Consider the following 22,306-nt stretch of genomic DNA (forward strand, 5'->3'; position numbering starts at 1 on the left):
AAGTAATGTGGATTATTTAAGAATGTCAGTTGATCATGTTCTGGATGAATATTTTTATATTCCTGAGTTTTTTGATCAAAAAATAGAAAGCATCAGGTTACGTCGATACATTAATAATGAGGAGGAAAATAGAATATTTATGATAGTTAAGCTTCCTGATAATATTATTAATGATAATTTAATCAGGGAAGTGATTGTCTTTATTTTCCTAGAAGATAAAGTTGTCAATGAACTTTATGAGAGAATAAAAAATATCATTTATAAAAATTTTAAAGTGGAAAGTTCATTTGTGATTGATAAACAGAGATCCAAATATACTTTATTTGAGGAACTTCACACGATTGATAACCATCAGCAAGGTTCTTCACTAAGAATTACTGTTGATAAAATAAATCGCGTTATAGATATATCAAAGAATAAAGACCTTACGAATCTTTTACCAAGCACTCTGATTATTGAATTTGAAAGACCTTATTATGGCTGGTCAGAGCAGGCAGAACAGCAGTACTATGAAGTCACTTCCCGCATTATTGGTGTGATGAAAAAAAACGATATATTACGGAAAAATAAGAGTAAATTTTGTAATATTATCCAATTTTAAATTTACTTTTAGTGTAATAAACACTGTAATGAAATGAGTCAGATTCAGGGAAAATATAGTTGATTTAAATTAAATATAGGAAACTTATGCAATTGCGTAATAATATCTTCCGAGCCCTGAAAAGCCGTAATTTTAGAATTTATTGGTTAGGTATGAGTGCTTCGCAAATAGGAAATTGGGTGCAACAAATAGCCATTGGCTGGGTTGCCTATCGATTAACTGAATCAGCGGGAGCTCTTGGCTTACTCAGCCTCTGTAACAATATTGGCGTCTTAATTCTTGCGCCATTTGCCGGTGTATGGATCGATAAACTGAATAAGCACAAACTTATTTATTATACTCAGGCACTGTTTCTTTTAGAAGCATTGGTACTTGCTGTGCTTTCTGCGACAGGAAGTATACAATTTTGGCATTTGATTACACTTTCCTTAATTATGTCAGTTGTTGCTGCTTTTGATATGCCATTACGTCAGACATTAGTCGCTGAGTTAGTTAATGAAAAAGAGTTATTATCTAATGCTGTCGCTCTTAATTCACTTTCATTCAATTTATCTCGCATCATTGGCCCGGCAATCGGGGGGTATTTACTTGCTAATGTTTCTGAATCTGCCTGCTTTATCCTTAATGCTTTCAGTTTTCTGATGATTATGTTCTCATTATCCTGTCTTCGCTGGTCATCTTTGCCCAAAATACCATTTACTGAAAAACATAACTTCTGGCAAAACTTGCGTGATGGTATTCAGTATGCGTTTTTGTTTGTACCTATTAGGTCTTTATTACTGACTTTGTGCTTGAGTGGTCTGACTCTTGCGCCTTTTTCAACACTGGTTCCTGCTATTATTCGCCAGTTATATGATGGTGATTCGATCATGGCGGGGAATATTTACGGTGGATTTGGGCTTGGAGCTATCATTGCAGTGGGCTATTTAGCTTATCACCAAAGCGCGAAGGGGCTAGAAAAAGCCATTTTCATTGCCATACTTTCTGCCAGCATTGCGTTAATAGTGTTATCCAGCACTCATGTTTATTGGGTTGGGTTGCTCTTATCGCCAATACTGGGAGCAGGGATCATTACCAATATAGTAGCCAGTAACAGTTTGTTACAGATTTTGGTAGAGGATGATAAACGAGGTCGAGTGATGAGTTTATTTGTCATGATTAGTGTAGGGGTTTATCCATTAGGTGCTTCTGGAATTGGATTTATTTCAACTTATCTTGGTCTATACCTAACTTTGATAATGGCTGGCGGGTTCGGTGTGCTAGCTGCGTTCATATATTGTTACTACCTGCCTCATCTTCGTACCGCCATAAGCTCAATAGATTAGTATCGCGTTAGCTACCAACGGATACCTTAGATTTTCAATCTGCTTCACAAAACATTAATTACGATATGTGTTTTATCTATTTACTGTTTGGCTAATTGTTTAAATAGTGTAGCGACACTATATTTTTATTGTTAACAAAAAGAAGCGATAAGTTTTGTTCTTACTTAGTTGCACGTTTTCCTTTTGTCCTGTCCATAACAACGATAACAGGCAATTTTGTGTATCCATAAAAAATAAGGAGATATACAAAATGGTAAAGCGGAGGTTTTATGCTGAGCAACCCAAAGAAAGATATTCCGTTAATTGTCATCAGTCTGGTCTGTATTATTGTGATAGCAATAACACTCGGCGCGTTTCCTGAAAAAACAAGTGTTATTGCTAATGCAATTTTTAATGGTCTGACTCGTTTGCTTGGGTCAACCATTCAGATTTTAGTGCTTGTCGCTTTGATGTTTGTCCTTTATCTGGCACTGAGTAAATACGGCAATATTCGCCTTGGAGAAGGAAAGCCAAAATATGCCACGGCACCGTGGTTATGCATGTTTATTTGTGCAGGCCTTGGTTCATCGACGTTATATTGGGGGGTGATGGAGTGGGCCTATTATTATAAAACGCCCGGTCTGAATATTGCTCCTCATACACCTAAAGCTCTCGAGTACAGTATTAGCTACTCTTTTTTCCATTGGGGAGTCAGTGCCTGGGCTACTTATGCTCTGGCTTCATTGGTGATGGCTTACCATTTTCATGTCAGAAAAAATAAAGGCCTGAGCCTGTCAGGGATCATCTCTGCCATTATCAAAATCAATCCTCAGGGTTTTTGGGGTCGTCTGGTGGATATGACATTCTTAATTGCGACGGTAGGCGCATTAACGATTTCGTTAGTGGTGACTGCATCGACATTAAGTGGTGGGCTTTCGGTGTTAACCGGCATACCGAACAATTTTATGGTTCAGGCCGGAATCACATTATTAGCCGCATTAATTTTCAGCTTAAGTTCTTATATTGGTATTGATAATGGTATGCGGCGATTAAGCCAGATGGTGGGCTGGGGAGCACTTGGGTTTGCGTTTCTGGTTCTGATGGCAGGGCCGACAGAATTTATCATTAATAATATTATTCATACCATTGGTCTGACGACGCAGAATTTCCTACAAATGAGCTTGTTTACCGATCCAATGGGGGATGGCCAATTTACCCGTAGCTGGACTGTTTTCTATTGGTTGTGGTGGATTTCATATACCCCCGGTGTTGCTATGTTTGTGACGAGGGTTTCTCACGGGCGAAAAATTAAGGAAGTGATTTGGGCATTGTTATTAGGTAGTACGTTTGGTTGTTGGTTTTTCTTTGGTGTTCTGGAAAGCTATGCGATGCACCAATTTATTACCGGAGCCATTAATGTCCCTGAAATATTAAATACGTTAGGTGGTGAAACGGCGGTTCATCAGCTATTGAATGCGTTGCCATTCGGCCAGTTTTTCCTTATTGCCTATCTTTGCATTATGATTATTTTTCTGGCCTCACATATGGATGCAGTGGCCTATACGATGGCAGCAACCAGTACCCGTAATTTAAGCGAAGGTCAGGACCCCAGCCGGAATTTACGTCTTTTCTGGTGCGTGGTGATTACACTCATTCCCCTTTCGATTTTGTTTACACAGGCTTCTCTGGAAACAATGAAAACAACGGTAGTGCTGACTGCACTTCCCTTTCTGGTGATCCTATTATTTAAGGTCTATGGTTTTATTCGCTGGATAAAACAAGATTACGCGCATGTTCCTGCCCATCTTATTGATACATCTGAACAGCAGGAAAATGTTGTTATTCCGGTGCCGATAAAAGTAAAAAACACTAACAATACCTTCATCCACGACAGCAATAACTAACAAAACAGTCAATGAACGTCATAAGAAGATTAAGGAATTGATATGAGCATCCAACATCCTGATTTCACATTGCCAAGAGATTTTTGTGCAAACCCGACAGAAGCTTATACCATGCCAGCCCGTTTCTATACTTCTCAGAGTGTATTTGATTATGAGAAAGAAGCGATTTTCGCTAAGAGTTGGATCTGTGTTGCACACATCAGCGAATTGGCTAACCCGAATGATTACATTACGCGTGAAATTATTGGTGAAAACATTGTCATCGTGCGTGGGCGTGACAAAGTATTACGGGCATTTTTTAACGTTTGTCCTCATCGTGGGCACCAGTTATTAAAAGGGGAAGGTAAGGCAAAAAATGTGATCACCTGCCCTTATCATGCTTGGGCCTTTAAACTTGATGGCACCTTAGCACACGCGCGTAATTGCGAAAATGTGACCAATTTTGATAAAGACTTAGCGACTCTGACCCCTGTTAAACTGGAGGAATACGCTGGTTTTGTCTTTATTAATATGGATGTAAATGCCGGTACAGTTGAACAACAGTTGCCGGGATTAGGAGCCAAAGTATTGGAAGCCTGCCCTGAAGTTTACGATTTAAAACTGGCTGCCCGTTTCACGACATCAACTCCTGCTAACTGGAAAAGTATTGTTGATAACTATCTGGAATGTTATCACTGTGCTCCGGCCCATCCGGGTTTTTCTACTTCTGTTCAGGTTGATCGCTACTGGCATACTATGCGTGATAACTGGTCATTACAATTTGGTTATGCCGTTCCCTCAGAGCAATCTTTCAAATTTGAAGGTGAATCTTCATTCCATGGTTTTTGGTTATGGCCTTGTACTATGTACAACGTTACGCCCATTAAAGGAATGATGACGGTTATTTATGAATTTCCGGTTGATGCGGAAACAACGCTACAACACTACGATATTTACTTTACCAATGAGGATCTGACGCAGGAGCAAAACGATTTGATCGAATGGTATCGTGATGTTTTTCGCCCGGAAGATCTTCGTTTGGTTGAAAGCGTACAAAAGGGACTGAAATCCCGTGGCTATCGTGGTCAGGGGCGCATCATGGCAGATAGCACAGGAAGTGGGATGAGTGAGCATGGTATCGCTTATTTTCATAATCTTATCGCGCAAATCTACCATGAAGAATGAGGTGTAGTTTATGGCTACTTATCAAATGGTTGGTGTTATTGTCAGCGATATTGAAACGATAACGCCAACCATTAAGCGTTTCACGTTAATACCTGATCAAAACACGCATTTACCCTCGTTTACTGCTGGCAGTCATATTTTTGTGCAAATGCAGGATGGTAGCTGCAATTATAGTAATGCTTATTCGTTGCTCAATTCTCCTTTTGATGAACAACGTTATCAAATTGCGATTAAGCGGGAAGCGCGTTCACGCGGTGGTTCGGCATTTATGCATGAAAAAGTCACTGTCGGGGATAAACTCTCTGTTTCTGAGCCAAATAACTTATTCTCAATCGTGCCTGAAGCTAAAAAACATATCTTGATTGCGGGTGGAATCGGGATCACGCCATTTATGTCTCACTTGCATCAGCTGGAACAGCAAAATGCAGATTATGAACTTCATTATTGTTACCGGAATGCCAATGAAAACGCATTCTGGCAGGAATTAATGGCATCTGAATTTAAAGATAAAGTTGTTTGTCATGTTTCATCTGAAGGTTCCCGTATTGAGCTGGAGACTTTCATTGCTCAATTGCCTGAAGGAAGCCACATTTATACATGCGGTTCAAATTCATTAAGTGAAGGTGTCAAACAAGCGGCACAAAAAGCCGGCTTTCCTCAATATCAGTTACATTTTGAGCAGTTTGCGGTTGAAGATAAAACCGGGGATGCTTTTACCCTTGTACTTGCCAGATCAGGCATTGAACTGGAGGTTGATAGCGAATCGACAATTCTGCAAGTTATTGAAAGAAATAACGCCGCAGTGGTTGAAAGTTTATGTCGCGAAGGGATCTGCGGAACTTGTGAAACGGCGATTTTAGAAGGCGAGGTCGATCATCGTGATCACTATTTTAGTGATGAAGAAAGAGAGAGCCAGACATCTCTGCTGATTTGCTGTTCCAGAGCGAAAGGTAAACGGCTGATGATTGATTTATAATGAAAGTCATTTCTAGGGCTACGCGGAATATTCTGTAGCTCTATACTCCACATTGTTGCTCACCGCGCTGGCTTATTTTTGTCACAATCATCGCTGTACAAATGCTATCCATCCTCCGGCCTCGATTAATGTTAGTCCCCCCTCATAAATACAAATGGTTGTTTTATTGAATAAAAAATAACATGTTGCGATGGTGGGAAAATGTCCTCATCAGAAAATACCTTATAGGGGGGGAATATGAATAATCATTACGATGTTTTGATTATGGGGGCTGGTGTTTCTGGTATCGGTATGGCATGCCATCTGGCCAGAGAATGCCCAGATAAAAAAGTGTGGATATTAGAGCGTCGTCGTGCAATTGGTGGAACATGGGATTTATTCCGTTATCCGGGTATTCGTACTGATTCGGATATGATGAGTTATGGCTATAAATTTAGTCCCTGGACAGAAACCAGTATTTTTGCTGATGGGCCTTCAATCAAACGTTATCTCCGTTCAGCGATGGAAGAGTATAAAATTGATAAAAAAATTCAGTTTGGGATAAAAATAATCCTAATTAATTGGTCAAATAAAAGCCGTCAATGGGAGATTACAGCAATTGATGAGGCCAGCGGTGAAACCCGGCAGTTTACCTGCAATTTTCTGATCGGTGCGACAGGTTACTTTAACCATGATGAGCCTCATTCCCCCAAACTTCCCGGACTTGAAGATTTCAAGGGCCCGGTGGTTCATCCGCAACATTGGCCTGAGACTTTAGATTACAAACGGAAACGGGTTGTAGTGATTGGAAGTGGTGCGACAGCGGTAACTTTATTACCGGCAATGGCTAATGATACAGAGCATATTACTATGCTACAGCGTTCTCCCAGTTATATTTTTTCAATACCGGGCAGGGATAAATTCGCTGAATTTTTTAAAGGCATTATTCCTCAGCGTTGGATTTACGCCCTGAGCAGAGAGCGTAATATATTATTTTTCAGTTATCTATATAAGATAAGCCGATATTTTCCCAATATGTTGAGAGCATTTTTGCTGGGACTAGCCCAAAGGAAAGTTGGCCCTGATTTTGACATGAAAAATCTTACGCCTGAGTACATGCCGTGGGATGAACGATTGTGTTTTGTGCCCGATAGTAATTTTTTTAAGATAATAAGAGAAGGAAAAGCATCGATTGTTACTGATCATATTAAGCATATTACTGAGAATGGCATTTTGTTGCAGTCTGGTAAGGAGTTACCGGCAGATATCATCGTAACAGCGACAGGTTTACAATTACAGCTTATGGGGGGGGTTGGGGTTTCCATTGATGGGCAACCGATAGACCCTAGTACCCTTATGTTTTATAAGGGAACATTGATTCGGGATATTCCTAATTTTGCTTATCTGTTTGGGTACATTAATAATGCCTGGACATTAAAAATTGATCTTTCAGCGGATTATATATGTCGTCTGTTCCATGAAATGGATCGCCGTCAGGCTACGGTTGTGACTCCACATGCGCAGCCGGATGAGATTGTGGTGGATGAGAATATTTTCGGGGCGCTGAAATCCAGTTATGTAAAACGAAGCGGTGATGCTCTTCCCCGTCAGGGACGCAGCGAAAACTGGCGTGTGTCACATGATTATCAAAAAGATAAACAGGTTTTACGTCAACCAGTAGATGATCCGGCTTTGGAGTGGACATAATTATCAACAGTCCGTTATTGTAACGGGCTGTCATCTGCGGGTAATCAGGTTATCTTTGTGCTTTTTAATTAACTGTTTTTTCGAAAGCCAGGAGAAGGCGATCCCGGATACAGCACCAAAAAAATGACTTTCTGTTGAAACGTAGGCATGCCAGGGGAACAGATTAATTGCGATTCCGCCGTAGTAGATAAAGACAACAATCGCGAAAAAGAAATCTTTGGCTCGTTTGAGAAAAAAGGCATTAGCCAGTAATAAACCCCACAGACCAAAAATCCAGCCGCTGGCACCAACATGAATGGCACTACGTCCGAATAGCCAGACTAACATTCCTTCCGTAAAAATAATGAACAGGCTGGCCAGAATGTAATATCGGATGGAGTGAGCCATCAGTAATGCACTCAGGATTAATAAAGCAGGCAGATTACTGAACAGATGTGACCAGCTACCATGCAGAAACGGAGACAGAGGAATACCAATCAACCCCTGAATGTATCGGGGGATAATACCAAAATTACTTAATGCTCCATCGGTTAAGGTATTAAGTAATTGGAGGAGGATAAGCAGTGAGGTTAGCCCTATCAGAATATAAAACCGTTTTTGTAACCATAGTTTCACTATGCTGTTTCCTCAATCTTATTAACTGAATCAAATTTTATTATTTGATACCAGATGACTTTTGAGTTAAGAAAAAGTATCACCTACTCAAATAATTCGTTTTTATAATTCAGATAGTGTCTTTGTAGTTAGACAGTATTTTGGTCGTTTTAACCAAATCTTATTTTAATAATATCTCATTCGTGTCTCATTCCTAATTTTTGTGCCTCTATTTTTTTATTTATAGATCAATTCCCTAATGCCTGAACACTCTCAACCAAATCAGCAAGCTGCGCTACAACCCGATCGCCTACATCGGCGTTATCGCCACCTAATGTTTTATTGCGCATAAAATCACGTTTTATCTGCTGCCAGCGCAGTTCTTCCTCTGGTGTCAGGGTGCCACGAAGTTCGGCCAGTTTAAGTAAGTTTTCTTCTGCTCCACTGGTCAGTAGTTGTGCTTCTCCCAAATAGTGATCATCCAGAATGCGCTGTATTTCGGCTTCATTCATGACCGCAGAAACTTTTTCACTGAGTTTATTCATATTGCGGTAACTGCCCTGTAGTTTGAACGGTGGTTCTGTTCGGTATTTGTCTGACTGGGCGGCACTGGCAATATATTGCTGGTTAACTTTGAAAACGACACTTCTCATGCTTAACAGCCTTTCAAGGATCGCGACGATTTCAGTAATTTCAGCATCACTATATGGGTAACTTAAGGCATTGCCGGAGAAGGGTTTGCCCATTGCTTTATCGATAAACAGGTAAAGATCGTTCATATCGCGTAATGCCAGTGGAGCCAATACCGGGTTTGAAGTCAGGCTGTTTTCGATATAGCTCAGTGTGAAAGCCTCTTCCATACCTCCCAGCACTTCACCGAGGTTATAAATATCGGCACGGTTTGCCAGCATATCAGGGATTTTGAATAGCTCACCGGATTCGGTATAGGGGTTACCGGACATAACGACGCAGAATTTTTTACCGCGCATATCGTAAGTTTTGGTTTTGCCTTTCCAGACACCTTCTATACGCCGTGTTCCGTCACACAGGGAAATAAATTTTTGCAGAAATTCAGGATTGGTATGCTGAATATCATCAATATACAGCATCACGTTATTGCCCATTTCCAGTGCCAGATTCAGCTTTTCCAGCTCCTGACGGGCTGTTGCATTCGGAGCCTGAGCCGGATCGAGTGATAGTACATCATGCCCTAATGCGGGGGCGTTAATCTTCATGAAAATCAGGCCAAGACGGTTGGCGATGTATTCCATTAAGGTGGTTTTACCGTAGCCCGGCGGGGAGATCATCAACAGCATTCCCATCAGGTCTGTTCTTTTACCTTCTCCGACAGCACCCATTTGTTTGGCAAGATTATCGCCGATTAATGGCAGATAAACATCGTTGATCAGTTTGTTGCGGACAAACGAGCTCAGTGGTCGAGCCTTGAATTCATGCAGCTTTAGGGATTGGCGCTGCTGATTCAGGACACCCTGACGTAATTCCTGATAATGATGATAAGCGGGGATAAATACCTTGCGCTGTTTTCTCATACGGCAGAAATAGTCATCAAGGCTGAGCGTCAGCGTCTGGTTAATGATGGAAGGATGTTCGCCAATTAAATTGGTGACAGTAAAGTGCAGATCAACTTCACTGAAGCGGGCGTTCAGCGATTTATCCAGTACGGTCAGGGCGACAGCTTCCGAAATATAATCTTTTAGTGGTGCAAATTCGGCTAAGGAGCAAAGCCCGTTCAGCCAGTTCTCCACCAGCGTCCAGCGTTGAGCAAAGCGCTGGCCGAGATTCTGCTGTGAGTGAATGAAATCACCCCACATATGCGCTTTTTCCAGCGCAGATTGCAGACCTTCCAGCAAGGCTCGGGCATATTTACTGAAAGTAAATTCTACTGTCATGCGACTCAGCGCAAGACACAGATATTCAGCGGCCTGTGTTTGCTGATAGGGTTCACACCTGATTGGGTTGCGTTCAAGGAACAGGCTTATTTCTGCTTCTATTTCAGCTTCCAGATCCCGTAAGCCAGCATCATTACGGAATAGCTGATAAATATTGGTGCAGGTGCGTGCGCGTTCCGGCCATAAAGATGGTTGCTCTTCTTGCTGAACTTGCTCCCAGAACAGAAAGGCAATTGCTCTGGCATGGGGGTTGAAACGCAGAAGATCGGCACTTTCCCCGACAGGAATGAGTTTGCGCAGAATGGCAATGGCATCATGATCATGAATCCCTTTTTCATACCCTTCTTTATAACGGGGAGCGGCAAAGTCACGCACGGTTTTTTCCAGCATATCCGGCTGGCTAATCAGGGATTTTAGCCGATCCAGTGTTAATCCGGCCTGCTCTTTGCTGGCTGCGTAGATAAGTGAATAAGCAAGGTATTCTGCCCGATAGACTGAGGGTGATTCAGATTCAAGGGAAATCGCCCAGTAGGGTTTCAAAGACTCAAGTTCCGAGCTGTTTATCGGCTCCTGATAATCTGTGCCTGTTAAATGCAGATATAATTTGTCGCCTCGTGGAAGGATGGTCAGATCCAGTTCCTGTGTATTAACACTGAAACGATGACGAGGCCCAAGTTTGATAATATTGCCGCCATCTTCGTAGATATCCTTTTTATCCCGCAGACTGCGGATCGCCTGATCGCGTGCGGCCCTGAATTTGGCATCAATATCATCCGCTTTAACACTGTCTTTCAGTTCACGCAGGCGCCCGATAATTTCACGGGCTTTCAGCGACAGGGTATCAGCAGCAAAGAAGGCGTTCAGTTCATCAAGAGAAGAAAATTTGGCTGTTCTGCGGTTGATGCTCTCCAGTAAGCGTTCTGCCGCAACCTGTAAATTCTGAGTCTTGCGCTGGCGCTCATCCAGCAGCGATTGTTTATGCGTTTCAAATGTTTCCAGTAACTCTTCGCGTTTATCCAGAATGTCATTCAGGAATTCATCGTGGTCACTGAACTGGCTTTCAAGTTCTTCCAGCTGAACTAACAGGCGTGAGAGTTGTTCCTCACAGCGTTCGGGGTCAGTGGAAAGTGTCAGGGCGTTGGTGATCCCCTGACTGAACAATTTAAATTGCGCACTAAATTGTGCGACGGATTCAACCGCGCCTTTTTCTTTGCGGCGCTGTTGTAGTCTGGCTTTGGCCTGATTCAGCAGGGCATAAATTTCAGAGATGGATTCAATAATATGCGTTTGCTGGGTTGTATCTTCAAATTTCAGTGAGGCCATCAGGTTTGATAGCATATCCAGATCGGCTGACATTTTCTCCATGCCCGCCAATGGTTCTGTCAATTGGGCGCTGTTGGCCGCTTCTTGTATTTGCTTATCCAGTATTTGTAACTGTTGATTGAAAGGCAGTAATGCTTTGTCGCTGGCGAGGAAATCTGCGGTTGCCAGTGAAATACGTTGTTGACTGTCAGCCAGTTGTGCTTCCATTTCATCAAGGCGGACGAGGTCAATATAACGGTGGTCACGCAGGGTAATTAAGTGGCCACGCTGGATACTCAGCTTGTTTAAGGCATCAATATATTGCTGAGTTTCAGTCCAGCTTTCCGGCAGCATGGCAGTCAGCAGCTCTTTTTGATGCGATGTGGCCTCATTCATCGCCCGGACGGATTGACGACGAATACTTTCGACTTTTTCGTATTCATCCAATACGCGCTCGCCGGTGTTGGCGATCTCTTTGAGAAGTGCTGCAATATGCAGGTTTTGTTCGTCACTTAGCCACTTTTCGTCACTTAACCAATAGTAGATATCCACCAGACGGCGGGTATCCTGACAGAGTTTTTCATAAAGCTGAGAAGAAATATGCTGTTGTTCAATTTCCTTAGCGATATGGTAAAGATCGGAAATTCCCCGCACCAGTTCCGCATTGCCGATACGCCCCAGAAAGCTGTTTTTTGCCGGTTGGCGGGCGGCATATTCGTCAGAATAGAAAGGGGTTTGCCAGATTTGCATCGGATGGATGCGTGTTGGCTCATCTGACTGGCCTTCGAACAGCACCATCTGACCATCTTCCAGCATGGCATAACCGTGCCCGAACAGCGGGTTTTGCAGTTTACGTTCGATCAGGTTGTAATTGAACAGTGCCAGCCGACCGAGTTTTGGCTCATAGAAGATATACATAACATCTTCGCCATTCGGGGAGCGGCGAACCCGCCTGAAACGCATTCCGTCCATGGGCTGATCGAAAGTTTTGTACTCGCCGTTTTGCAGATAATAGCCGCCGGGGAAAATAATGCCGTGATCTTCCGGTAGCTGAATACAAGCCAGCCCAATGGCATCAATACGTTGTACCGTCTGAGTCAGCGTGTTGTAAACCAGATAACGCCATGTATCCTCGCGATAAGGCAGAATTTTCAGCAAAACCAGACTGCCGGTCTGAGCATATTCAATTTGTGCATCATCCAGTGATTGGGTTTTATCCAACACCGCTTCCCGATAAATACCCAGCCCATCTTCGGTATTGTTTTCACATTTGATGGTCAGATCGCCACCAATCGTTTCCACAAACACCGTATCGAGAATGTTCATATGTGGATAGCGACCATGAACGGTATTTTCCCGTGTTGTTCGCTGCCATTCAAAATCATAGGCCGGAGGCAGGGCGATATCTCGTTCACCGCGATTATCGATGTACCTGATTTCGGTTTTATCGCTGGAGATTGCCCAACGGAATACGCGGATATCGGTGATCCGCTCACCAATCTGAAAACTGGCAAGGAGTTTGCCATCCCGTTCAACCAGTTCCAGTAATTGCGTGTTTTTATAGTAGGTATAGAGTTCGTGAAAATCCTGCACAAAGCTGGTGATATTAAGAAACGTTCCTATCAGCGGGACGGATTCAACATCATATTCATCATTTTCTTTTTTCAGTTTGTACAGGGAGAAAACATCTTCGACCCGCGTTTCTTTTTTCAGGCCAAGGAAAACATTATAGCCAAGCAGCAGCCAGTCACCGACGCGGACAATATCCCGGGCAACGCAATTATTTTCTGTGCGGATACGGATACGACCAATAATATCTGTCTGGTTTTTGCCAAATTCTTCCAGACGACGGCTATTCAGCAGGCTGACTTTTTCGTGGAGCTGTTGGCCCTGTTCAGACAGACGATTGCGTAAGATATCATAGGCTCCACCTTCAGCGACGGCGTTATCCAACAATTCCTGTTCGCGGGTGTTTACTTGATTATCATTCAGTTGGCTATCTGACATGGCGTAAGTGTTTCCTTGCTTTTATGAGATTAATTCGGGTTTCAGGGCATGTGGATTGCCCACCGGCACGGTTGCCGTGGCGGTGGGTATGACTGATTACTCTTCAGAATTATCTTTATTCGGGCTTTTTGGAGTCTGATCTTTTTGACTGCCACTGAACATATTGACCAGAGACTGGACTTCCGGGTTTTGCAGCAGAGAGTTGAAATCAAGTTTCTTCTCCCCCACTTCTTTTTCCACAAATTTTTCTACAATGCCCTTATCACCTTTACCAGTCAGCAGCTTATCGACGGCTGATTTGACTAATGGGCTTTTGTCCACCACGCCATTAATGGCTTTGCCGACAGTAAGCGCTTTGGAGAAGGTATTGAAGAAACTACCGTCGCCACCCACGATATCAATGTTGGTTTTGCTGAGCGCCGCTGCCAGTACTTCTGCCTGCTCTTTGGCGATCTCTTTATTGGCGGCAATAGCAGACATGGCCTGTTCAAAGTCTTTCTCAAGACGCATACGGAACTCTTCGTGATCACGGGCAGTATCGTTAAGGTTGCCCATGGCAGTGAATTTATCGGTCAGACCATCAGCTTCTGCTTTCAGGCGCTGGCGGATAACTTCAGCCTGTGCTGTACCCAGCTGGCCTTCACCGCGAGCCTGTGCTGTCAGTTTTTCTTCCAGTACTTTGGCATCCACCAGACCCAGCTTCTCTTTGGCGTGAGCTTGTTGCTCGTCACCACGGGCCTGAGCTGACAGTTTCTCTTCCAGAACTTTGGCTTCTGCCAGCCCTTGTTTCTCAGATGCATCAGCCTGAGCTTCCATGACTCGCGCTTCAGCCAGACCTTTTTCCTGTGTACCACGAGCTTCTGCCAGTAATTTCTCGGCAATGATATTGGCCTGAACCAGACCTTCTTTCTCTTCTGCTTCAGCTTTAGCCTGACGAATACGGGCTTCAGCCAGACCCAGAGCCGCTTCTTCCGCTTCAACACCTTCAGCCATCCGTTTTTTCGCTTCAGACTGTTTAGCGGCGGCTTCGAGTTCTGCCTGTGCCATAGTGCTGATTTCCAGTGCTTTGTATTTTGCACTGTTCTCATCCGCTTCGGCCTGTTTCACCTGCCGAACCAGCTCTTGCTCTGCTTTGGCCTGAGCATCAATAATGGTGATTTGTTTCTTGCGATCAGCCTCAGAAACCATGCGCACTTCTTTAATACGTTCTTCTTCCTGCGCAACGGTTTTTTCTACCGCGACACGTTCACGAATGACGTTGGAGATATTTTTGCGCTCTTCTTCCAGTGCTTTCTCTTTTTCGATGCGCTGGAGTTCGACTTCACGCTCGCGGGAGACAATTTCCAGCTCCTGTGCGCGAGTGACCTTTTCCATCTCAATGATCACGGCCCGTTCGCGGTTTTGTTGTGCCACCTCTACTTCACGCAGGCGGTTCTCTTCGCGAATTTCAATTTCCTGTTGGGTCTGAATGCGGGCCTGTTCTGCTTTCAGGCGCTCTTCTTCTTTGACTTTCAGGGTTTCGGCTGTTTCACGGGCACGAATGCTTTCAATTTCACGTTTCTGGCGGGCTTCGGCATCAGCCTGTTGGCGCTCTAAAGCAAGGCTGGCTTCGCGGGTTTCCACGTTTTTCTTCTGGATAGCCAGTTCCTGATCCCGCTCTTTCTGGTTGGTTTCTATATTATGAATTGCCGTAATTTCAGTGATCTTACGGATACCTTCGGCATCGAAAATATTGTTCGGATCCAGCGAGTTTTTTGGCGTTTGTTCCAGATAATCGATGGCAACGTCTTCCAGCGCATAACCATTTAAATCTTTGCCGATCACATCAACAATACGGTCGCGGAAATTCTGGCGGTCTTCAAACAGTTTTGATAGTTCGAATTGTTTACCAACCGTTTTCAGGGCTTCTGAGAATTTTGCGCTAAACAGGGCGTTGACTGCGTTATGGTCAGATGCGCGCTCAACACCGATAGATTTTGCCACTTTCAGAACATCTTCAGTGGTTTCATTGACGCGCAGATAGAAAGCAACCGTAATGTCTGCACGCAGGTTATCTTTACAGATCAGGCCATCTTTACCCCGACGATCTACTTCCAGCGTCAGCAGTGAGATGCGCATAAATTCTTTCTTATAAATAACGGGATAGACCAGTGCACCGGTGAAATGCACTTTGGGCTGAGCTGACATATCGTTAACGATCAGGGCGGTTCCTTGTGGGACTTTGATATAAAACGCTTTGAAAAGCCCAAAGAAACCCAGAATGACGATAATAATTGTCGCAATAATTATCAGGAAAGGCATGAAATCAGCCAAGTTAATATCTGACATGTGTATGTGTTTCTCCATTTTGTTTTAGGGCAAACATTGTCGAGCAAACCTGTTCGGGGTTAACGTAATTCCCCGGAGTTTAAGCTGCTATTCATCCATGACCGGAATGTAGAGTGAGGCATGTCAGATAGCAAAATTTACGGTACTGGGTTTAGTAGCAAGAACGTTGTCACAATCTGAATTCATCTTCACTGACGACGGTATAGCTGTTCGTTGTGGCGTCGTAGCTAATAAGGACGACACGATCCCCGCGGGTAATGCCATCACTTTCTGGTGCACGAATCTGCAAGATAAGGCTGGCTCCATTGTTATTCATCAGTGCTTCACCCCGTTGTTCAGTGACAATGGGAGAGCGGACTTCAGCTATTTTTCCGATTAAATTATCAACACTGTTGGAACGATTGAGTTTGGCGAGTTTCGGTTGTAACGGGCGCAGGAGCATGGTTGTCAGTAATAGGGCAATAAAACCAACGATAAACAGCGCCACTGTACCAAGTAAGTAACGGATTAAATCAGTTTCAATAAAACGCAGCATTAAATGTTCGCTGAAATAGCCCAGCGGCCAGCCGATCAGAGTAATCAGTGTGATAATAATGGTGACGGGAATTCCGCTCAGGCCAAGTTTTGTTAACCATCCAGCCAGAACAGAAGCATCAGAGGCATCGAAACCATCTACATCGATATTAAGAATATCAATGTCTAATAAGCCAAAAGCAGCACAAATCCAATAAAATAAAACAATAAGTAATAGCCCGCTGAAAATAACCACCGGGAAAGCTAAGCAGTTTTGTAAAAAAAGCTCCATTGGAATGCTATCTCTGGATGATAATAATTTTTAATAATACTCAATTAAATCAGTTTTCAAAATAACTGAATAGAGGAAGAGATGGTTTTTTTGAATCCTAATGCAATAATTGAAAATTGTTATTTATTTATGTTTTTATAGTGAAGGATAAAATAATTTATTTTCTTGATTGGTTGTTATTCTGTATGGAAATAAAAATAAGTGTAAGGGTATTTAAGATATAAATTCAGAGCGGAATATCATTTGATATAATTCATAATATAAATTATAAGTTAATTAATTATTTTTCTGTGGCTAATTATACGACATACGACACACAATGGATTTCAAGATGCGTCGCAGCCAACTAAAGAGGCAACTTGAAAGACGAAGTGTATAGCTGAGAAAGGACTAAGATAAGCTGAAAAAATGGGGCGCTAACACCACAACGTTGTTAGCTCTGGAGTGCATAAATTTACTTGCACCTTTTCACATATTTTGTCAGCTTTAGTGATGTCAGGGGTGCTGACAACGACTTTTTTAAGACAGGGTAAAGATGATGAAAAATGTAGGTTTTATCGGCTGGCGTGGCATGGTTGGTTCAGTATTGATGCAGAGGATGATCGAGGAAGGGGATTTTAATGAGATTAACCCCGTCTTCTTTACTACTTCCCAACACGGGCAAGCAGCGCCGGAATTTACAGGTAAATCAGGTGTATTGCAGGATGCTTCTGATATTGAAGCACTCAAAGCACTGGATATTATTATCAGCTGTCAGGGGGGAGATTATACCAATAACATTTACCCTAAACTGAGAGCAACGGGCTGGCAAGGGTATTGGATTGATGCAGCTTCTGCACTGCGTATGAATGATGATGCTGTCATTATCCTTGATCCTGTTAACCACCAGCACATTCAGGACAGCCTGAATAATGGCATTAAAACGTTTGTTGGTGGTAACTGTACCGTCAGCCTGATGTTGATGTCATTGGGTGGTTTGTTTGCTAATAACTTGATTGAGTGGGCATCAGTTTCAACTTATCAGGCTGCTTCCGGCGGTGGTGCTCGTCATATGCGCGAACTATTGACGCAAATGGGCATGCTGCACAATCAGGTTGCGGGGGAACTTCAAAATCCGGCTTCTGCTATTTTGGATATTGAAAAGCGCGTCACAGACTTTACCCGCAGTGGCACGTTACCGACAGATCAATTTGGTGTTCCACTGGCGGGAAGTTTGATCCCGTGGATTGATAAGCAGCTGGAAAATGGTCAGAGCCGCGAAGAGTGGAAAGGGCAGGCGGAAACCAACAAGATCCTGAACACAGGTAACAATGTTATTCCGGTTGATGGTCTGTGTGTCCGCGTTGGCGCATTGCGCTGCCATAGTCAGTCATTTACCCTGAAACTGAAACGAGATATCCCGATCCACGAAATTGAAACGCTGCTGGCTTCCCATAATGAGTGGGTTCGCGTGATTCCGAATGATCGAGAACTAACAATGCGTGAATTAACACCTGCTGCGGTGACAGGGACTTTGAATACACCTGTGGGACGCCTGCGTAAGCTGAATATGGGGCCTGAATATCTGTCAGCCTTTACGGTTGGTGATCAGCTATTGTGGGGAGCGGCGGAGCCACTTCGCCGTATGTTGCGTATTTTGTTGTAGAAATAATTTGATTATTATACACAATGAATTTCAAGATGCGTCGCGGCGGCAAGGGAGTTCATCCCCGGGAGCATAGATAACTATGTGACTGGGGTGAGCGAGCGTAGCCAACAAAGAGGCAACTTGAAAGACGAAGTGTATAGCCAATGTGATAGTTGGAGTAACCTGCCAATAGAATCGATGAATGATAATATTGGCGGTGACTACTAAATACAAATCTTTCAAAAATAAGAATTAGAAGAATATTAATTAATATCATAATTATCAATGAATGCTTAAATTGCTTCATCCATTATGATTTCATTTTATAGTGGATAAATAAAACCCATTATTATCAGTTTTGTTTTTATTGAGAAGGTGTTTATCTATTCTGATGTTTTTTAATTTTACTGGAAATAATAAACTGGTAGGGGTTTTTATACCATATAACCCAGATAACGGTTGTTATCTGGGTTAATGGATGAATATTAAATATCAATATTCGCTGCTTTCAGCGCATTCTCTTCGATAAATGCACGGCGAGGTTCAACCGCATCGCCCATCAGGGTGGTGAACAGTTGATCCGTTGCAATGGCATCTTTCACAGTAACACGCATCATACGGCGGGTTTCAGGGTTCATTGTGGTTTCCCACAATTGCTCAGGGTTCATTTCTCCCAGACCTTTATAGCGCTGAATAGAAAGACCACGGCGTGATTCTTTGCTCAGCCACTCCAGCGCTTGTTCAAAGCTGCTCACAGGCTGACGGCGCTCACCACGTTCAATGTAGGCACCTTCTTCAATCAGATTGCTGATCAGTTCACCCAGTTTGCTGATACGACGGTATTCGCCACCGTGGATGAAATCGAAATCCAGATTGTAGTTGGTATCAACACCGTGGGTACGGATACACAGAACCGGCTCATAAACCTGACGTTCGCGGTTTTCATGGATTTGATAGCTGTAAGTGCTGCCATGCTGCTCTTTATCATTCAGGCGAATAGTCAGGGCACTGACCCACTCTTCCACTCTGGTCTGATCGGTTAAGGTATCTTCTGTCAGCTTCGGATGATAGACCAGATTGCTCAGTAACGCCTGAGGATACAAACGCTCCATACGTTTGATGATTTTTTGCGCGGCATTGAATTCAGTGACCAGCTGTTCCAGTGCTTCACCTTTCAGCGCCGGAGCATGTGGATTGGTATACAGTGATGCGCCATCCAGTGCGATGGACATCTGATACGCTTCCATTGCATCATCATCTTTGATGTATTGTTCTTGTTTGCCTTTCTTCACTTTGTACAGTGGTGGCTGGGCAATATAGACATAACCACGCTCAATGATCTCAGGCATCTGGCGATAGAAGAATGTCAGCAACAGAGTACGGATGTGGGAACCATCAACATCGGCATCGGTCATGATGATAATGCTGTGATAACGCAGTTTGTCCGGGTTGTACTCATCACGACCGATACCACAGCCCAGTGCGGTAATCAGGGTTGCTACTTCCTGTGAAGAGAGCATTTTGTCAAAACGCGCTTTTTCAACGTTCAGGATCTTACCTTTCAGTGGCAGGATTGCCTGATTCTTACGGTTACGACCCTGTTTTGCAGAACCACCCGCAGAATCACCCTCCACTAAGTAAAGTTCAGAGTGGGCCGGATCACGTTCCTGACAGTCAGCCAGTTTGCCCGGAAGACCTGCCAAATCCAGAGCACCTTTACGACGGGTCATCTCACGTGCTTTACGTGCTGCTTCACGGGCACGGGCTGCATCAATGATTTTGCCGACAACGGTTTTGGCATCGTTCGGGTTTTCCAGCAGGTATTCCACCAGCTTCTCATTCATCAGCGTTTCAACGGCGGTTTTCACTTCAGAGGAAACCAGCTTGTCTTTGGTCTGGGAAGAGAACTTCGGATCCGGAACCTTAACGGAGATAACGGCAATCAGGCCTTCACGGGCATCATCACCGGTCGCGCTGACTTTGGATTTTTTGTTGTAACCCTCTTTATCCATGTAACTGTTGAGGGTACGGGTCATCGCGGTACGGAAGCCCACTAAGTGAGTTCCCCCATCGCGCTGAGGAATGTTGTTGGTGAAGCAGTAAATATTTTCCTGAAAACCGTCATTCCATTGCATGGAAATTTCAACACCGATACCGTCTTTTTCGGTAGAGAAATAGAAGACATTCTGGTGAATCGGGTTTTTATTGCGGCTCAGGTATTCAACAAATGCTTTGATTCCGCCTTCGTAATGGAAGAGATCTTCAGCATTGGTACGTTTATCAACTAAACGGATGGAAACACCGGAGTTCAGGAATGACAATTCGCGCAGACGTTTTGCCAGAATATCGTATTCGAACTCGGTGTTAATTTTGAACGTATCCATACTAGGCCAGAAACGCACGGTTGTTCCCGTTTGTTCTGTATCACCGACTACTTTCAGTGGTGACTGTGGAACCCCATGCTGGTAAGTCTGTTCGTGCACTTTGCCGTCACGACGGATAGTCAGTTCCAGTTTTTCAGATAAGGCGTTAACAACAGAAACCCCTACGCCATGCAGACCGCCGGAAACTTTATAGGAGTTGTCATCGAACTTACCCCCCGCATGCAGCACAGTCATGATGACTTCCGCTGCTGAAACACCTTCTTCTTCGTGTATGCCGGTAGGAATACCGCGGCCATCATCCTGTACAGAAACAGAGTTATCTGCATGGATAGTAACAACTATTTTGTCACAATGACCTGCGAGGGCTTCGTCGATAGCGTTGTCAACAACCTCGAAGACCATGTGGTGCAGGCCAGTACCATCATCGGTATCGCCGATATACATGCCTGGACGTTTACGAACAGCATCCAGCCCTTTTAATACCTTGATACTTGAGGAGTCATATGTATTCGACATCAACGTTTCTCGCTTATCTTAATCCTGTGGTTGAACCTCTTACCCTTCGTCTTTCGAATCACCTTTACTATGCTGGCTGAATTCGAAATCCATAGGGCATATTTTGCCATGTTCTACGCTAAACATCCTGCTATTTACGTCAATCATGTCTGCAACCTGCTCGGGTGTAATTGCACTGACAAACACCTGAGCCTGCGTAGATTTCAGACGCTCGGCTAATAACTTACGACGGCCGGCATCCAATTCAGAGGCAAAATCATCAAGCAGATACAGGCATTTTTGCCCGCTCTGTCGGGTGAAATATTCACCCTGCGCTAACCTAAGAGCACACATCAGTAACTTAAGCTGACCACGAGAGAGCATATCCTCTACAGATGTGCCGTCTGCCCTGATCCGCAGATCGGCCTTGTGGGGGCCGGATGCGGTATAGGTTAATGCTTTATCGCGCTCAAATTGCCGCGCGAGTAGTTCTGCATATTCACTCTCTTTGTCCCAGCCCTGCTGAAAAGAGATATTGAGAGTGAATTCAGGTAAAAACTGTTTACAGGTTTTCTCAATATCTTCCGCAATACCTGCAATATATTCAGCCCGCCACTGGCTTATCTGAGTTGCCAGTGGCGCAAGCTCATGATCCCAATGCTGGATCTGGCTATAGCGGGTGACTTGCCGTAATGCCGCATTCCGTTGTTTGAGCAACCTTTTCAGATTGGCCCAGCCAGCAAAAAAACGCGGTTCATTATGAAAGCAACCCCAGTCGATAAAAGCGCGACGATATTTCGGGCCGCCATTTAACAACGTAAAACCTTCCGGAGTGATAAGCTGCATCGGCAGCATTTTCGCCAGCTCTGCAATTTTATGCCCATCACTACCATCTATTCTGACTTTACTGTCACCCTGACGGTTTTTGCTCAGCCCGACGGATAACGTTCGCTCGTGGGATTGTTGTTCCAGTCTTCCATGAAGAATGAACTCTTCACTATCATGGCGGATGACTCTTCCCGCCTGAATGCTGCGAAAAGCGCGCCCGTGACCCAATGTATAAATGGATTCCAGTACGCTCGTTTTTCCGCTGCCATTCGGCCCGACCAGAAAATTAAAGCCCGTCGCCAATGGCAGGTCGGCATTGGCGATATTACGAAAATCGCGGATCAATAAACGCGAGAGAATCATGTTCAATGAGTTAATATACAGGCGTATT

General features: G+C 43.8%; 13 protein-coding genes. 7 read left to right on the forward strand and 6 right to left on the reverse strand.

Annotated features, from left to right (window positions below; genetic code table 11):
- The 6 genes from AACX38_RS12305 to AACX38_RS12330 all read left to right on the forward strand — a co-directional run.
- Nucleotides 1-601: hypothetical protein (locus AACX38_RS12305; RefSeq protein ID WP_228864416.1), on the forward strand; the 601-nt coding region annotated here is incomplete at its 5' end.
- Between the two features lie 86 nt (nt 602-687).
- On the forward strand, nt 688-1,926 hold the full coding sequence (locus tag AACX38_RS12310; RefSeq protein ID WP_228864417.1) for an MFS transporter: 1,239 nt from the start codon (nt 688-690) through the stop codon (nt 1,924-1,926).
- 269 nt (nt 1,927-2,195) lie between these two features.
- On the forward strand, nt 2,196-3,809 hold the full coding sequence (locus AACX38_RS12315; protein ID WP_255705716.1) for a BCCT family transporter: 1,614 nt from the start codon (nt 2,196-2,198) through the stop codon (nt 3,807-3,809).
- Between the two features lie 42 nt (nt 3,810-3,851).
- Nucleotides 3,852-4,973, forward strand: a complete 1,122-nt coding sequence (locus AACX38_RS12320; RefSeq protein ID WP_228864418.1) for an aromatic ring-hydroxylating oxygenase subunit alpha — start codon at nt 3,852-3,854, stop codon at nt 4,971-4,973.
- A 10-nt stretch (nt 4,974-4,983) separates the two neighbouring features.
- Nucleotides 4,984-5,949 (forward strand): PDR/VanB family oxidoreductase, encoded by a 966-nt coding sequence (locus tag AACX38_RS12325; RefSeq protein WP_228864419.1) that lies wholly within the window; start codon nt 4,984-4,986, stop codon nt 5,947-5,949.
- Nucleotides 5,950-6,186: 237 nt separating this feature from the next.
- Nucleotides 6,187-7,635 (forward strand): flavin-containing monooxygenase, encoded by a 1,449-nt coding sequence (locus AACX38_RS12330; RefSeq protein WP_099121006.1) that lies wholly within the window; start codon nt 6,187-6,189, stop codon nt 7,633-7,635.
- Between the two features lie 30 nt (nt 7,636-7,665).
- Here AACX38_RS12330 and AACX38_RS12335 read toward each other — a convergent pair whose 3' ends face one another.
- The 4 genes from AACX38_RS12335 to AACX38_RS12350 all read right to left on the reverse strand — a co-directional run bounded on the left by AACX38_RS12335 (nt 7,666) and on the right by AACX38_RS12350 (nt 16,581).
- Entirely contained in the window at nt 7,666-8,250 is a 585-nt protein-coding gene (locus AACX38_RS12335) for a rhomboid family intramembrane serine protease (RefSeq protein ID WP_099121004.1), read from the reverse strand.
- Between the two features lie 227 nt (nt 8,251-8,477).
- Nucleotides 8,478-13,448: a DNA repair ATPase gene (locus AACX38_RS12340; RefSeq protein ID WP_228864420.1), complete on the reverse strand. Its 4,971-nt coding sequence runs from the start codon at nt 13,446-13,448 to the stop codon at nt 8,478-8,480.
- 96 nt (nt 13,449-13,544) lie between these two features.
- Nucleotides 13,545-15,767 carry a flotillin family protein gene (locus AACX38_RS12345; RefSeq protein ID WP_099121075.1) on the reverse strand — a complete coding sequence of 741 codons (2,223 nt, stop codon included), beginning with the start codon at nt 15,765-15,767 and terminating at the stop codon, nt 13,545-13,547.
- A 178-nt stretch (nt 15,768-15,945) separates the two neighbouring features.
- Nucleotides 15,946-16,581: an OB-fold-containig protein gene (locus AACX38_RS12350; RefSeq protein WP_228864422.1), complete on the reverse strand. Its 636-nt coding sequence runs from the start codon at nt 16,579-16,581 to the stop codon at nt 15,946-15,948.
- A 538-nt stretch (nt 16,582-17,119) separates the two neighbouring features.
- Between AACX38_RS12350 and asd the strand changes: the two genes are divergently transcribed.
- The gene (asd, locus tag AACX38_RS12355) at nt 17,120-18,226 is read left to right on the forward strand and encodes an aspartate-semialdehyde dehydrogenase (protein WP_228864423.1); all 1,107 of its coding nucleotides are present in this window, start codon (nt 17,120-17,122) and stop codon (nt 18,224-18,226) included.
- 467 nt (nt 18,227-18,693) lie between these two features.
- On the opposite strand, the gene gyrB is transcribed toward asd, so the two are convergent.
- Together gyrB and recF are read right to left on the reverse strand one after the other, a co-directional pair.
- Nucleotides 18,694-21,108, reverse strand: a complete 2,415-nt coding sequence (gyrB, locus tag AACX38_RS12360) for a DNA topoisomerase (ATP-hydrolyzing) subunit B (protein ID WP_099120998.1) — start codon at nt 21,106-21,108, stop codon at nt 18,694-18,696.
- Nucleotides 21,109-21,147: 39 nt separating this feature from the next.
- Nucleotides 21,148-22,278 carry a DNA replication/repair protein RecF gene (gene recF, locus AACX38_RS12365; RefSeq protein ID WP_228859435.1) on the reverse strand — a complete coding sequence of 377 codons (1,131 nt, stop codon included), beginning with the start codon at nt 22,276-22,278 and terminating at the stop codon, nt 21,148-21,150.
- Nucleotides 22,279-22,306 lie beyond the last annotated feature (28 nt).

Source organism: Xenorhabdus sp. PB30.3 (genome assembly GCF_963895965.1).
GTDB lineage: Bacteria > Pseudomonadota > Gammaproteobacteria > Enterobacterales > Enterobacteriaceae > Xenorhabdus > Xenorhabdus stockiae.

What these genes read in the sequence shown, in the direction of transcription:
- AACX38_RS12310 (WP_228864417.1), top strand. Translation starts at nt 688, where the DNA reads ATGCAATTGCGTAATAATATCTTCCGAGCCCTGAAAAGCCGTAATTTT.
- AACX38_RS12315 (WP_255705716.1), top strand. Translation starts at nt 2,196, where the DNA reads ATGCTGAGCAACCCAAAGAAAGATATTCCGTTAATTGTCATCAGTCTG.
- AACX38_RS12320 (WP_228864418.1), top strand. Translation starts at nt 3,852, where the DNA reads ATGAGCATCCAACATCCTGATTTCACATTGCCAAGAGATTTTTGTGCA.
- AACX38_RS12325 (WP_228864419.1), top strand. Translation starts at nt 4,984, where the DNA reads ATGGCTACTTATCAAATGGTTGGTGTTATTGTCAGCGATATTGAAACG.
- AACX38_RS12330 (WP_099121006.1), top strand. Translation starts at nt 6,187, where the DNA reads ATGAATAATCATTACGATGTTTTGATTATGGGGGCTGGTGTTTCTGGT.
- AACX38_RS12340 (WP_228864420.1), bottom strand. Translation starts at nt 13,448, where the DNA reads ATGTCAGATAGCCAACTGAATGATAATCAAGTAAACACCCGCGAACAG.
- AACX38_RS12350 (WP_228864422.1), bottom strand. Translation starts at nt 16,581, where the DNA reads ATGGAGCTTTTTTTACAAAACTGCTTAGCTTTCCCGGTGGTTATTTTC.
- asd (WP_228864423.1), top strand. Translation starts at nt 17,120, where the DNA reads ATGAAAAATGTAGGTTTTATCGGCTGGCGTGGCATGGTTGGTTCAGTA.
- gyrB (WP_099120998.1), bottom strand. Translation starts at nt 21,108, where the DNA reads ATGTCGAATACATATGACTCCTCAAGTATCAAGGTATTAAAAGGGCTG.
- recF (WP_228859435.1), bottom strand. Translation starts at nt 22,278, where the DNA reads ATGATTCTCTCGCGTTTATTGATCCGCGATTTTCGTAATATCGCCAAT.